We start from the raw sequence: 13,963 nt of genomic DNA, 5'->3' as shown, positions 1-13,963 counted from the left end.
GGTCAGGGGGACGTGGTCAGCCGACCGGTACATCCTTGATGGGAAGAAAACCTGGAATCTCGACGGTCACGGTCTCGGTGTCCTCGGAAAGCTGGTAAGAGGCCCAGTAGGTCGTTGATTCACCAGGCTCGGTGAGCAGTTCGAACTTCAAAGGAGCATGCTCGGAACCGGCGCAAAGACATTTTCCCTGAGAGTCTATAAATGGATTGTGTCGGAGGGAATTCTCTTCGTCGATTAATACAACTCCGCTACCATCATGTGATCCTTTGTAGTAGTAGGTTCTATTCCTCATTTCCCCCAAATTTATAGTGGAGTCACTTTCATTTATTAGGGTCCAGGTGAGTGAAGCGTAACTCCCTGTCGAAGATCTCTTGATCTCGTTTATCTCTACAGTTGCTCCTCTCCATTCTGTTCTGCTGGCGCTCCCTGTGGATAGTTTTGGAAGAGAATCTCCCGGTGCGATTCCCGGCTCTTCTTGTGTAGAACCTCCCTCTCTGTCTGCGAGTGACATGGATGTGGAAAAAGATAGAGTTAAGGTGAAAGTGATTGCTAGAGAGATGACTCTATAGGAAATTTTAGGGTACATGAATCCCCTTATTTGGAAAAAGTTACGGTTACGCGACGGTTCTTCTCTCGTCCCTCTTCTGTTTGGTTGTCTCCGATTGGGTCATTAGAGCCGTGTCCGGAAACTGTGTATGTGAGGCCTTCGCGCGAGACGAGTTCTTTTAGTCGGGCTTCTACTGCCCTGGCTCGTTCTTCTGAAAGTGGATTATTGATGGAATCGCTGCCAGTGTTATCGGTGTATCCGTCAATTTTCACGTTTTCGGTGGAGGAGGAGTCGATCTCCCCGGCTACTTTCGCGAGGGTCTCGTTTGCCTTGCTAGTGAGCTCCGATTCGTTTATATTGAATAGTACGTCTGAAGACAGTATGAGGGTTGTTTCGTCGCCCGATTCGGAGCGGGAAGTGCCATTGCTGGTGTCGTCCTGAAAGGTTCTTAGGTCCAGGATCCTAGCTTCGGAGACAGGGGCATCGGATATCTCTGGGTTCGGGGAGATTGCATCGGTTATTGGAATATCTAGAAAATCGGGAGTCACTGGAGTGGCTACCGCAACTTCCTTGACATCCCCGGGTGGAGAGGGGAAAGCTGCCCATAGGTTGATGCTTGCGCCGGGCGCTAGATTTTCTTCTCCGCTCCAGTTTGAGCAATGACAGGTTTTTCCGTCGGTCAACTTTAGGGGCATATAACGTTTGTTTTCTCTCATGTCTATGAGTGAAACCCCATCTGGAGATGCAGCTTCCCCGCCAAGCTCCGAGAGTGTGTAGAGGACCTGCGCAGCTTCATCTCCCTTGTTGGTGATTCTCATATTTAGAACTAGGACTTCTTTGCTGTGCCTCTCTAATGAAAAGATGTCGAGTTGGATGTCTTTTCCTTGTGGGGTTGCACTGGAAAGCGAGGTCGCAATAGGATTATTATTTCTGTCGCTCTCGGTCGGGCCGGGAGGGGCTCCTTGCTCTTCGGAATCTGCGTTACTGGTGGATGCGGTAGAAGGATCACTATCTGGCTGACCTACGCAGGAAGTGGTTAATAGTGTAACTGCAATGATCGGAATGCATAGGAGTGCTGAGCGAGAGGAGAGCGGGTTGGGATCCATTTTCGCTAAGTCGTCACCTTCTGGGAGGGGAATTTTACAGGACGCGCTCTTCTTCGATTTCTTCATCATCTTCATTGATTGACTCGAGTGGACGATATAGCCATCGCCCTTCTCTGTCGGTCAATCGAGTGGTGATGGCCTGTTGGGCTGAGGTAAAGTCTCCGTAAGAAATAGGGGTTCCGTCACAATTTACGCCAATTATCTGATATTCTTCCCCGAAGGTGTAATTGCAGTTAGGCATTACGATCTCGGCAACGGCTGCCGCGTTTCCTATGTTGACGGGGGTATCTTCATCCTCCTCCCCTGTGCAAAGGATCTCCGACCAATGTCGGCTTCGATCATCCTCTAGTTCTCGTTGGCAGTTTGCTCCTCTAATCTCTACTCGTATGATGTTCCCTGTCTGTCCGTTGTTATTGTCACTTGCTCGAATTTCGCTTAATATTGCGCCATTGGCGCGAGCGTATTTTTCGGCTGCGGTACGGGCGGCTGCTGGTTTGTGAAGTGAGTGGAAAACAATTCTGTGCTCGGCTAGATCGCGGGCAACTTCGTCTCGGATGGCTCCTACAGCTGCCAGGGCGGCAGCATCAGCTGCAGACTGTGCCTGGGAGCGTAAATCATTTGCGTTACCTAGCCTGACGTAAAGAAGGGAAAGGGCGAGAAGTGACAGGGTCAAGCCGACGAGCAGGAACAGGCTAGCCTGTCCCTGCTCGTCGGCTGATGAGAGCCTTGGTGAGAGTTTCATTTCGGAACATCTCTCGGTGTAAGGTGGGAACCGAGAAGACGATCAGGTTCCGCTTAGAATTTCAGTGATCTTTCCCGTGATTCCGGTCATGATCTGACTTCCAATGTCGGTCCCCAGTACCACGCCGGCGATCGCTGCGACGAGGACGATGATCGCCGCGTACTCGACGAAGCCGGCTCCCTCGTCGCCGTGGGCGCGTAGGGCGTGCGTTCGGTTGGCCAGGGCGGTACGGGCCTTCACGTAGGCCGAGACCAGCGGGTTCTGCATTTCAACACTCCTGTGAGGGGCTGGAAGCCGTTCCGTCTTCCTGTCTTCGCGATGGAGAACAATCTAGAGAAGAACACGTCGGGCGCATAGGGCCCCGAGGCCCAATCGGTCACGGCCGGGACCCCGTTCCCCAGCGGCTCCTTCTGGGACCGGTGGTGGGCACCGGGACGCCGGGGAGATGCCCTTCTGGGACGGGGTGGCCGTTCCAGCGGGCGATGGCCGCGGCTCGTGTCCCCACTCGGAGCTTGCGGAAAATGCGGTTGATGTGGTTCTTCACCGTCTTTTCGGAAAGGAACAGCTCGTGGGCGATCGCGGAATTGGAGAGGCCGCGCGCGGCGCAGGCGAGGATCTGCGCCTCGCGTTCGGTCAACCCCAGATCCTGCGCCGAGGGTCGCTCCGATCGGGATTCCGGGGCCGCGCGCATGGCGTCGAGAACGGCCGTCGCGGCGACGGGGGAGAGAGGGCTTCCCGTCCCTCGAACCACCTCGCGTAGGGCGCGGCTGAGTTCCGGCAGGGTGAAATGGCCGTGTACCAGGTATCCGCGGGCTCCTCGTTGTAACGCGGTGTGGATGGTCGCGGGGTCCTCGGTGTGGGTCAGCATGATGACCCGGCACAGTTCGCTGAGCTCCTCGACCGTGTCGACGCCGTCGCGGACGGGCATGCGCACGTCCAACAGCGCGACGTCGGGGCGCAGCTCGCGCGCCCGCTGGATGGCTTCGGCGCCGTCACCGGCCTCTCCGACGACGACGAGGTCATCGGCCGTCTCCAGAAGGGAGATCAGGCCCGCGCGCACGACGATGTTGTCGTCGACGGCCAGAACCGTGATGGGGGGAGGGGAGGGGGTCATCGCACCGTCCTCTCAGGGGTGGGGGTGGCGGAGGCCAAGGGGACTCGGAGCGTGAGCCGGGTTCCCTTTCCCGGCGTCGATTCGATGGTCAGGTCTCCGCAGGCGCGCCGTGCGCGTTCGACCATGCCGACCAGGCCGTAGTGCCCGGGAGGGCCGGAGGGGGCGTCATGCTCGTGGGGGATGGGGGCCTGGAACCCCCTCCCGTCGTCGGTGACGTGCATGACCAGGTATCCGGGGTCGGAGGTCCCCTCCCGGTGATCCGCGTGCTGGACGGTCAATTCGACGGTGACGAGAGTCGCCCACGCGTGCCGCTCGATGTTGGTGAGGGCTTCCCGGAGGACGGCCAGTGCCTCGTGCCGCGCGGTGACCAGGAGGGAGGGGGGATACCGGGGGACGCTTAAGTCGGTGGCGATCCCGGTCTGACCGGACCACGTGTCGAGGACCGTTTCGACCGCGTCGGTGAAGGGCATCCCGGCCGCTTCGTCGCGGAGGTCGGCGATGAGGTTCCGCGCCTCCTGGGCGGCGGTCTCCGCGGCGACCACCACCTGCGCGGCGGCGGCCTCGGCGCGTTCGGGGTCCTTCTTCATCCACAGGGGGAGGGCCTGCGCGGCCATGGCGGCGCCGCGCAGGGTCTTGGCCACCGAGTCGTGCATGTCGCGGGCCAACCGGGCGCGTTCCTCGGCCGCCGCGGCGGCCAGCTCCGCGGCTCTGCGGCGTTCCTGTTCCAGGGCGAGTTCGGTGAAGATCTGGCGCAGACGCCATCCGCTGTATCCGGCCACCGGATACAGCAGCGGGTGGACGACGAGGAACTGGAAACGGAGAAGCTCGCCCGTACCGGGAGCGGTGATGAGGGAGGTGTGGGAGAGCAGGGCGGCGGTGTAGCCGAGGATCTGGAAGGCGGTGACGGCGGCGATGCCGCGAGGGCCGAACAGCACACCGGCGGCGGTGCTGGTCAGGACGGTGGCGATGAAGAAGGCCCCCGAGGGGCCGTCCACGGCGAGGATCGACACCGCGATGAAGACGTCCGCTGTGATGAGCAGCGGGTGCCGCAGCAAGTAGGGGGTGAACCGTTCCCAGTAGCGCCCCAGCATCAGGGACAACAGGGCGTAGAGCACCATCAGCACGACGGTGGCCGGAGACAGCCGCTCGTCGGGGAGCAGGAGCAGGGCCACCGCGATGAGCATGGTGCGTATCTGGATCAGGAGTCGCGCCAGCCGGGCGAGGCGTGGCGTCGTCAGCATCTCCCCACCGCCGTCCATGGGGTCACCCGAGGATGCTGGTCAGGTCGACCTCGGAGCCGATGAACAGCCCGCCGCCGATCAGCAACAGCAGGCCCGGCAGCATGGTGGCGGCCGTGACCGCGGTGACCCTCGGGTTGAGCTGCTGGGCTTTGCGGCGCAGGTACTGGGCGTCCTCGCGGCGCATGTCCATGCTGATCGTCTGGAGCGACTGGGAGAGGGGGGCGCCGAGCTCCTCGGCCTGCTGCAGGGCGGAGATGAACCTGCCCAGCGACTCGTTGGAGTTGCGCTTGCGCAGCGCCCCGAACGCCTCCCTGCGACTGGTGCCCAGTTCCATCTGGCGGAGCGCGATCTGGAACTCGTCGGCGAGCACCCCCGGCATGGAGTCGGCCACCCGTCCCAGGGCCTGGCGGAAGGCCAGCCCGGACCCGACGGTCACGGCGAGGACGTCGAGGAAGTCCGGAAGCTGCTTTTGGATCTTCTCCTGGCGCTGCTGCGCGCTGGTGTACAGGGAGAGGTCGGTCAGGGCGACGAAGGTCAGCACGAGCAGGGCGAAGAACGGCGAACCGTTGAGCAGCATGAGCAGGGCGACGCCGCCGTAGAGGATGACCTCGCCGGCCTTGCGGCGCACGTAGCGCGCGACGGTGAGGTTCTCCGGCCGGCCCGCGGCGTCGATGCGGAGCTGGATGGCGGCCTGGCGTTCCGGTCCCAGCCACTCCAGCAGGGCCGCCCCGAACGGTCGTCCGGCCAGTTCGGTGATGCGGTGGAGGATGAAGGTGCCCTCTGCCCGTTTTCTCGGGGGCGCGCTGACGAGGTCGGCCGCGATGTCGCTCTTGCGGGTGACCAGATGGTAGCCCCACACGGCCAGGACGACGCACAGCGCCCCGGCGAGCCCGAGCAACAGGATCAGGGGGAAGGTGAGGGTGATGTTCATGGTGGTGTGCTCTCAGGGGGCTCGGAACGGGGTCAAAAGTCGATTCGGGCCATCCGGCGGATGAGGACGAAACCGGTGGTGAACAGCGACAGGGAGACGCAGAGGATGATCAGCCCGGCCGGGCTCTCGGTCATGCGCGCCACCGTTCCGGGCATCGTGAGGTTGAGGAGGAACAGGGAGCCGATCCCCATGGCGAGCAGCGCCCAGGCGGTGCTGGTGGTCTCGCCCAGGATGGTCTTGACCTCCCGCCGGGTCTCCTTGCGGCTTTCCAGGGTCTCGGAGATGTTGCGCAGCGCGGTGACCAGCGCGCCTCCCGAACGGGCGGAGACCAGCAGGGTCGAGATCAGCACGCCGATCTCGCGTGAGGGCATCCGCCGGCGCATCTCCTCGATGGCGGCCTCGAAGGACTGGCCGAGCTTGATGGACTCGGCCGCCCTGCGCAGTTCCGAGCCGGCCGGATCGTCGAGCTCGTCGGCGGCCATGTCGATGGCGGTGGGCAGGGCGAGTCCGGCCGAGGTGGCGTTGGAGAGCACCCGGGCGAGTTCGGGGAGTTGGGCGGTGAACGCCTCGCGGCGCCGTTCCTCCTGCCGGCGCAGGTAGGCGTAGAAGAGGAAACCGACGAGCCCGGCGGAGAGCAGGCCGAGGAGCGGCGCGAGGATCTGCCAGACGAACACGATGGCGAGCACACAGGCCACGGTCAGCGACAGCAGGAACGTGGAGACCTTGACCCGCACCCCCGAGCGGGCGAGGCGTCGTTCCACGGCCTTTCCCAGGTCGGTGCGGCGCAGCACCACGTCCAGTCGGGCCATGGGGTGGTTGGCCCGCCGTTCGACCTCCTCCAGGACGCTCCGCGAGGCGAGCAGCCGGCGCTGGGCGAGTCCGTCGGCGAACACCACGATGCCCCACACCAGGACGGAGAGCGTGGCCGCGGTACCGGCCAGGATGATCAGGGTGTGGTTCACAGCCGCCCTCCGAGGGAGTAGGAGAAGGGGGTGCCGTTGGAAGGCGTGGCGGAGGAGACGCCGAAGGAGGCGGGGACCGTCTCGCCCGCGTTGTAGACGCGCGCGGCGATGTGGCGGGGGAGCGGGAAGCGGTGGAACTCGCCGGTGACCTTCTGCTCCACGTCCATCCGGTGGGGCTCGAAACGCAGGAGGGGCTCCAGGCGGAATTCCTCACGCCGGGTCGAGGCCACCACCGAGACCTCGGAGACCCGTCGGCTGCCGTCGGGGTAGCGGCTCAGGTGCACGATCACGTCGATCGCCGCGTTGATCTGGTCGCGGATGGCCTCGAAGGGGACCCGCACCTCGCTCATCGAGGCCAGGGTGAGGAGCCGGTGTACGGCGTCGTCCGCGGAGTTCGCGTGCAGGGTGGCCAGGGAGCCGTCGTGGCCGGTGTTCATGGCCTGCAACATGTCGAGGGTCTCGGCGCCGCGGACCTCGCCGACGATGATGCGGTCGGGACGCATGCGCAGCGAGTTGCGGACGAGATCGCGGATGCTGATGGAACCGGCGCCCTCGATGTTGGGCGGGCGGGACTCCAGCCGGATGACGTGTTCCTGCTGGAGCTGGAGTTCGGCGGAGTCCTCGATGGTGATGATGCGTTCCCCCGAGGGGACGAACGCCGACAGCGCGTTGAGGAACGTCGTCTTACCGGTGCCGGTACCACCCGAGACGATCACGTTGAACCGGGCCCGCACCAGGGAGGCGAGGAGGACGCCGGTGGCCTCGTCGAGGCTGCCCTTTGCGATGAGCTGCTCGACGGTGAAGGGCTTGGGGAACCGCCGGATGGTGATGACGGGACCGGTCAGCGACAGGGGCGGGATGATGACGTTGACGCGCTCCCCGGTGGGGAGGCGGGCGTCGACCATCGGGCTGGACTCGTCCACGCGGCGGTTCACCTGGGAGACGATCCGGTCGATGGTCTGGTAGAGCTGTTCCTCGCTGGCGAAGGTGGTCTCGATGCGCTCGACCCGTCCCCGGCGTTCGATGTAGACGTTGTCGGGGCCGTTCACCATGATCTCGGTGATGCTCTCGTCGGCGAGCAGGGGTTCGAGGACGCCGAGCCCGAGGGCCTCGTCCACGACGCGGCGGATCATGTTGCCGCGCTCGCGGTCGGACAGGACCGGTCCTTCGCGGGAGATGATGTGTCCGACGACCTTCTCCAAGCGGATCCGGCGCTGCTCCAGGGTGAGCATGGCGAGGTCGTCGAGGTTGATCTCGCTGAGCAGGCGTTGCCGCCAATGGGCGACGCTGCCGCGGTCGGATTGCTGGTCGACGAGGCGGTCCTCGTCGAGACGGTCTTTCAGTCCCATGGGCCTTACCTGCGTGGGGAGAGGGTCAGACGGGCATGTCGACTCTGCGGGTGATCGTGATGTTGAGATCGGCGATCTGGAAGGCGACCGGTAGATCCACCCGCACTTCGGTGTAGTAGCCGCCGTCGTCGCGGGGGCCGGAGGTGATCTCGGCCTCGTCGAGCCAGTCGGGCAGTGCTCGCCGCGCGGTGTCGACGGAGCCGGTCAGCCCCTGGGTGCCGGCGACCCGGGCTCCGGCCCGGGCGGCGTGTTCGGCCCGTTCCACGGCGACGAAGCAGATGAACACCTCCAAGGCCACGGCGACCATGATCAGGAACAAGGGGAAGTAGGCGGCGAACTCCAGGATCTGGGAGCCGCGGTCGTCCCGGGGACGGCCACGCGGCGGCCGGAGGGGGGCCTGCCTGGCTTCCATGCGTCACCTCTCGGGGATGACCATCGCCCTGTCGCTGATGTTCCACGGAGTATCGAGTCCGGGGAGCACCGCGGGCATGGCGATGGTGACCGTTACGAACGTGCCCTCCTCGTCCTGGACGAGTTCCAGGGCGAAGGTGTCCTCTTCGTTCCAGGGCGCGCGGATGCGCTTCTTGGCCTCCTCGACGATGGCCTCCTCGTCGCCGGGGGTGATGGCGGCCTGCCGGGCGCCCTCGTTGGCGGCGTGACCGGCGTACATGCCGGTGAGGCCGATCAGGATGACCTGCCAGGTCAGCAGGAGGGCCAGGCCGAGGAAGGGGACCAGCGCGGCGAACTCCACGAGCAGCGCGCCGGAGTCGTCGCGGCGGGAGCGCCGTCCCTTGGCCGGGACGGCGGCGGGACCGCCCACGGTCTCCGGGGCCGGGTCGGATTCGGTGGACTCGTTCCCGTCGTCACCGGGGGTGTCGAGCATTCCGAGCTCACCGGCGAGCCTGCTGAAGGAGCGGAGGAGTGACTCGTCGGTGAGACGGGCGGGGTCACCGGTGTTGGAGGCCTCCTCCAGCGCCCGGTAGGCGGCGGGGACGGGCGTGCGCAGCATGGCGGTGCCCAGGAGCTTGCGGGCGAAGTCGGGCTGGATCTCGTTCTTGCGGCTGTGCCGCATGAGCAGGGCCGTCACGTTCTTGCGGTCGCGGATCTGCAACCGGTCCCACATCGCGACGAGCCGTTGCGCGCCGCGCAGCGCGGGGAGGTCGGGGGTGACCAGGACCACGGCGGTGTCGGACAGCTCGATCGCCATCGCGGTCGCCTCGGTCATCGTGGTCCCGCAGTCGACGATGACGAGGTCATAGCGTGAGCGCAGCGCGCCCAGGACCTGCCGCGCCCCTCGGGCGGTGACGTCCTCGCCGCGCTCCCCCTCGTCGGGGGCGAGCAGGATGTGCGGACCGTCCGGATGGACGTAGAGGGTGTCGGCGAGCATGGCCGCGCTGATGTCGTCGGCCGCGCCGACCAGGTCGACGATGCTGCGCCGGTGTTTCAGGTCGAAGTATCCGGGGATGTCCCCTGCCTGGAGGTCCAGGTCGACCAGGCAGACCACCCGTCCCGCCTTGGCCGCCAGGCGCGCCAGGTGGATGGCGGTGGTGGTGGTCCCGACACCGCCCTTGGCCCCGGTGAAGGTGATGATGGATCCTCGCCGCCCCGACACCGGCAGGTCCAGCGAGGCGGCCTCCAGGTGCCGGCGCAGGGTCCGTGACCATTCGGCGGCCGTGGTGACCCGCGCGCTGAGCTGTTCGATCGTGGCGTTGGTCGGGAGCACCGCGCGTGCTCCGGCCTCCATGGCGTTGGTGAACGTGTCGGGTTCGACCTCGTTGACGACGAGGATCACCGCGAGCTGGGGGTGGTTGCGGGAGATGTCGCGGATGAGGTCGAGGACGGGCAGGGGGCCGAGGTCCTCGTGGATCAGGACGACGTCGAGAGCGGGAAGCTTGGCGACGGTGTCGCCCACCTCGTGGGAGGAGCGGTGGACGCTGACGACCTCGGCCTCGCTCAGCTCCTCGAAACGCGCGGTCAGCGCCGTCTCCAGCTCGGCTGAGGGCGCACCGATCATGACCTGGTAGTTCATCGGTTACTGCTCCCCGTTTCCGGGAGTGGCCCCACCGTTTTGGCCGGACAGGAGATCGGCCTGGTCGGAGCTGCAGAACTCGAGCCCGCCCGGGTCGCCGGCGCCTTCGGGGCTGACCAGGGCCAGCCGCAGCTTGCTGGCGAACCCCTCGGCGTAGGTGAGCTGGAGGGTCTGTTCGGCGGTCAACCTGAAGGTGACGGGCACCACGGCGTTGGTGGCGCCGGTGTTCTCGTCGATCTCCGAACCCAGTTCGCCGACCTCGAGCACCTCGACGTTGGTGAGGACCCGGACCGCGCAGGCGGCCTGTTGGTCGTTGGGCTGGTAGGCGGCGTAGACGTCCACCCGGGACTGTCGGTCGACCTTGCCGGCCACGCCGGTCTCCGCGTCGATCATGATCGCGATCTCGCGTTCGCCGTTCTCCAGCTCGGGGGCGGCGATCACCATGCTCTTCTGTAGGAGCGATCCCGCGTTGAGGAAGGTCGCCGACACGACCTGACGGCCGGGTTGCTCGACGGCCTGGGAGAGGTCTGAGAGGAACACGTCGGCGTCGAAGAACTTCGCGGGGACCTCGTACTCCTCGATCATGTCCTCGGTGATCGGCTGGTAGGGCGGCACGTCCTGGGTCAGCCGCAGGGCGGTGCGGTAGCTGCCCATCTCGTTCTGCAGCGTGTTGACGTAGGAGACGACGGTGAAGAAGACCGCGATGGCGCCGATCCCGGCGACGATCATCAGCATGACGCCGCGTCGTTGACGGGGGTTCATGACGCTCCGTTTCTAGATGGGCTCGGGGGAAGAGGGGCCTAGCGGCGGACCGGCTGGGACGGCGCGTGCAGGTGGGGGTCGACGTTGCCGTGGTCGACCCGTCCGTCTCCGGCCGTCTCGCCACCGGCCGGGAGGAGGGAACTCGCCGGACGACCTGGCAGGCCGTCCATGGGGGCGGACGCGCCTGGACGGGCCGGAGCCGGTTGTGTCGGGGCGGGCACCTGGGCCGCGCGGGAGTAGGAGGGGGGCCGGCCGGCCGGACGCTGGTTGACGGCTCGGCAGAAGGGACACTGGGCGGCCGTCACGGGTTCGCGACACCAGGCGCAGGCGGTGGGGCGCACCGCGTGCGCGGGCCGGGTCAGGGAGTCCTGATGGGCGCTGAAGGCGACGAACTCGATGTACTTGGACGACCCCCAGTATTCGGCGCCCAGGGGTTGTTCGGGCAGTTTCTGCGCCGAGACGGGCTGTAGTGCCGGGAGGAACCGGGAGTCGAAGGACTCCGTGTCGGCTCCGCCGCCCGCGGAGACGAGCATCTGTACGGGGTCGACCGGACGGAAGGGGATGTTGGGGGTGGGATCGCCGCGCCGGACCCGTCCCACCTGCTGAACCGGTGCGGATACCGCGAGGAAGGTCACTTTCGGGGCGTAGGAGCCCATGTGCTGGCCGACCGTGATGGGGATGGTCGACAGGTTGCCGACGTTCTTCAGCCAGGCGCCCGCGAGGATGTGGCGTTGCAGTTCGTCGGCGAGGGCCGCGATCAGGCCGGAGGGAAGGTAGGGAGCCAGGTAGGCGAGCTGGTCGGCCATCAGGGAGAAGGCCAGCGGTGAGAGATCGACCTCGACGGCGGCGATGTGGTCGGTGCGGAAGGAGCCCCGGGCGAAGCGGATGGCACGGCGGGCCCGTTCGGCTCGCCACTTGGGATACAGGGCCACGACCTTGCGGCCCGCTGCGAGGTGCCCTCCGGCGAAGTCGAGGAAGGCGTCCGCCTGGGTCGCGAGGTCGGGTCCGTCCAAGGGGAAACGCCGGGCCTGGGCGTCACCGAGTTGTCCCGTGGTGGGAATGTCGGCGAGCAGGGCGACAACGCTCACCGACCTGGGACGGGCGTTGGACACGGGCAGGCTCCTGGGGGGTCGAGCGCTTGAGCTGAGGTCCTGGGAGATGGTTCACACTAAGGGACGGTGGTGACTCCACGCTGACGTATCGTAACGAGTGTTCGAAACCGCCTGCCAGGGAGAAAGCTCCCTGTGGACAGGGACGGGACCGGCTTTCCACCGTGCGTCATGGGATACCGGGAAGGCAAGAGGGGTCTTACCCCAAATAGGGCGGTTTGTTGCCCTATGGCCGGTAATGGACATGGGATGGGGGCCGGAACGGACCTTCCGGCATGTCCATAGCGGGGACGGGTGTCCGGAAAAGGAAAAGAGGCGCGTCGGTGGTGACCGACGCGCCTCTCGCGTGGGGTGAGTGACGGGACTTGAACCCGCGACATCTTGGACCACAACCAAGTGCTCTGCCAGCTGAGCTACACCCACCACGACCGCGGTTCCGAAGTGACTTCGGCGCCTGCGCTCTAGAAAGATTCTAGCGGGTCTTGGGGAGTGCTTCGCTCACCTTTTCCCGTCGATCGCGTCGGGGGCGGTGAGGACACCCGTTCCACCGCTGGCGACGTCGGCCGCGATCGCCCGCGCGGTGGCGGTGTCGGGGCCGGGCTGGGGCACGAACGCGGCGGCGCGGTAGTAGCGGAGCTCCTGGATGCTCTCGGTGATGTCGGCCAGCGCGCGGTGCCCTCCGTGTTTCTCGGGGCTGGCGAAGTAGACCCGCGGGTACCAGCGCCGCAGGAGCTCCTTGATGCTGGAGACGTCGACCATCCGGTAGTGCAGGTGCTCGTCGATGCGGGGCATGTCACGGGCCAGGAAGGTGCGGTCGGTCGCGATGGAGTTGCCGCACAACGGAGCCTTCTTCGGCTCGGGGATGTAGCGCTTGATGTGACCGAGCACGAGTTCCTCGGCCTCCTCCAGCGTCACGCCCTTGTCGAGCACGTCGAGCAGACCCGAGGTGGTGTGCATCTGCGTGACGAACTCCCCCATCTGGTCCAGTGCCGCCTGCGGCGGCTTGATGACCACGTCGATGCCCTCATCGAGCTGGTTGAGGTCGCCGTCCGTGATGAGACAGGCGACCTCGATCAGCGCGTCGTGTTCGAGGTCGAGCCCCGTCATCTCACAGTCGATCCACACCAGGCTGTCATTCATAGGGGACAGCTTAGGACTTTTTCGCCGGTCCGCTCCGCCGCGGTGGAGGCGCGCCCCCCGGACCGGCGTGGTCCGGGGGGCGCGCCTGGGATCAGAGGAAGGGGAGGTAGATGCCGAACCACTCGCCGAGGAAGTCGTAGGTGCCGGAGAACTGGAGGTAGCCGACGACGAAGAACACGACGGTGATCAGCAGGACGAACACGAGGCAGCCCAGGCAGCCACGGCAACCGCGCCTCTTCTTCTTCGGGGGCGGAACGGGGTAGGGCGTCGCCCCGGAGGGACGCCCCCAGGCGGGTCCGCCCGCCGGCGGGGCGGGAGCGGGGCGGCCGTGACCGGCACGCGGGTCGTAGGCGGGGGCGGGCTGGGGATAGGGAGAAGGGTATCCCTGGGGCGCCGGAGAACGGTCGCGCTTCTTGCGCGGCGCCGCCGGCGGGGAGTAGGGAGGGTACTGCGGGCCGGAGGGCGGCTGGTAGGGCGGGTACTGGGGGCCGGTGGCGGGGGGAGCGGACGGGCCCGCCGCCGCGGAACCGAACGGGGGGGCTCCCTGCGCCGGGTGGGCCGGGGGCGGGGGGCCCAGCTCGCGGCGCCGCCGCTCCTCCTCCGCCTGTCGTTCGGCGCGCTTACGTGCCTCCTCCTCGGCCCTGGCCCGCTGTTCCTCCTGCCGCCTCTTGCGATCGTCGGACAGCTCCGACCGGTACTCCTGCAGTCCCTCCCTGAGGTCACCGAGGAAGCGGTTGAACTTCGACCCCTTCTGCTGCTCCCCGTCTTCGTCGGAGCCGGAACCGGCCGCCGCGTTCGGGGTCGTCTCCCCGGGACGTAGGACGGAGGTGCGGGGAGCGTCGTCGTCGGTGCGGGGTGTGGGAGGGACCGGGTCGATGCGCATGGTGGCGTCGGCCCCGGTGGGGTGGGTGTGGTCGGTGAGGTCGGCGGT

At 66.0% G+C, this 13,963-nt stretch carries 14 protein-coding genes, 1 tRNA gene and 1 pseudogene; all 16 read right to left on the bottom strand.

Translation table 11 applies throughout. The features are described from left to right. Positions 1-16: 16 nt before the first annotated feature. On the bottom strand, positions 17-511 hold the full coding sequence (locus tag B5D66_RS25120; protein WP_144390126.1) for a hypothetical protein: 495 nt from the start codon (positions 509-511) through the stop codon (positions 17-19). Positions 512-594: 83 nt separating this feature from the next. Beyond that, complete coding sequence (locus B5D66_RS26120) at positions 595-1,728, bottom strand: OmpA family protein (RefSeq protein WP_235000988.1); 1,134 nt, start codon at positions 1,726-1,728, stop codon at positions 595-597. After that, a complete protein-coding gene (locus B5D66_RS13985) occupies positions 1,688-2,395 on the bottom strand; it encodes a pilus assembly protein TadG-related protein (protein WP_078762169.1) in 708 nt (235 codons plus the stop codon). Before B5D66_RS13985 ends, B5D66_RS26120 begins: the two co-directional genes overlap by 41 nt. Before the next feature lie 42 nt (positions 2,396-2,437). Further along, on the bottom strand, positions 2,438-2,662 hold the full coding sequence (locus tag B5D66_RS13980) for a hypothetical protein (protein WP_078762168.1): 225 nt from the start codon (positions 2,660-2,662) through the stop codon (positions 2,438-2,440). A 109-nt stretch (positions 2,663-2,771) separates the two neighbouring features. Next, positions 2,772-3,509 carry a response regulator gene (locus tag B5D66_RS13975; protein WP_078762167.1) on the bottom strand — a complete coding sequence of 246 codons (738 nt, stop codon included), beginning with the start codon at positions 3,507-3,509 and terminating at the stop codon, positions 2,772-2,774. After that, entirely contained in the window at positions 3,506-4,750 is a 1,245-nt protein-coding gene (locus B5D66_RS13970) for a sensor histidine kinase (protein ID WP_235000987.1), read from the bottom strand. The genes B5D66_RS13975 and B5D66_RS13970 overlap by 4 nt, the downstream gene beginning before the upstream one ends. A 22-nt stretch (positions 4,751-4,772) precedes the next feature. After that, positions 4,773-5,681: a type II secretion system F family protein gene (locus B5D66_RS13965; RefSeq protein WP_200813643.1), complete on the bottom strand. Its 909-nt coding sequence runs from the start codon at positions 5,679-5,681 to the stop codon at positions 4,773-4,775. A 32-nt stretch (positions 5,682-5,713) separates the two neighbouring features. Next, the gene (locus B5D66_RS13960) at positions 5,714-6,643 is read right to left on the bottom strand and encodes a type II secretion system F family protein (protein WP_078762165.1); all 930 of its coding nucleotides are present in this window, start codon (positions 6,641-6,643) and stop codon (positions 5,714-5,716) included. After that, a complete protein-coding gene (locus tag B5D66_RS13955) occupies positions 6,640-7,992 on the bottom strand; it encodes a TadA family conjugal transfer-associated ATPase (RefSeq protein WP_078762164.1) in 1,353 nt (450 codons plus the stop codon). Before B5D66_RS13955 ends, B5D66_RS13960 begins: the two co-directional genes overlap by 4 nt. Positions 7,993-8,017: 25 nt before the next feature. Beyond that, a complete protein-coding gene (locus tag B5D66_RS13950) occupies positions 8,018-8,404 on the bottom strand; it encodes a TadE/TadG family type IV pilus assembly protein (protein WP_078762163.1) in 387 nt (128 codons plus the stop codon). 3 nt (positions 8,405-8,407) lie between these two features. After that, positions 8,408-10,021 (bottom strand): AAA family ATPase, encoded by a 1,614-nt coding sequence (locus tag B5D66_RS13945; protein ID WP_078762162.1) that lies wholly within the window; start codon positions 10,019-10,021, stop codon positions 8,408-8,410. A 3-nt stretch (positions 10,022-10,024) separates the two neighbouring features. Then, the gene (gene cpaB / locus B5D66_RS13940) at positions 10,025-10,783 is read right to left on the bottom strand and encodes a Flp pilus assembly protein CpaB (protein WP_078762161.1); all 759 of its coding nucleotides are present in this window, start codon (positions 10,781-10,783) and stop codon (positions 10,025-10,027) included. A 38-nt stretch (positions 10,784-10,821) separates the two neighbouring features. Next, positions 10,822-11,895: a hypothetical protein gene (locus B5D66_RS13935; protein ID WP_235000986.1), complete on the bottom strand. Its 1,074-nt coding sequence runs from the start codon at positions 11,893-11,895 to the stop codon at positions 10,822-10,824. A 344-nt stretch (positions 11,896-12,239) separates the two neighbouring features. After that, positions 12,240-12,315 (bottom strand) — tRNA-His (locus B5D66_RS13930). Between the two features lie 75 nt (positions 12,316-12,390). Then, the gene (gene orn, locus B5D66_RS13925; protein WP_078762160.1) at positions 12,391-13,032 is read right to left on the bottom strand and encodes an oligoribonuclease; all 642 of its coding nucleotides are present in this window, start codon (positions 13,030-13,032) and stop codon (positions 12,391-12,393) included. Between the two features lie 91 nt (positions 13,033-13,123). After that, a pseudogene (locus tag B5D66_RS25490) lies at positions 13,124-13,963 on the bottom strand (hypothetical protein); the annotation flags it as partial.

The organism is Marinactinospora thermotolerans DSM 45154, assembly GCF_900167435.1.
Classification (GTDB): Bacteria; Actinomycetota; Actinomycetes; order Streptosporangiales; family Streptosporangiaceae; genus Marinactinospora; species Marinactinospora thermotolerans.
This window is presented reverse-complemented; position numbering and strand designations above follow the sequence as displayed.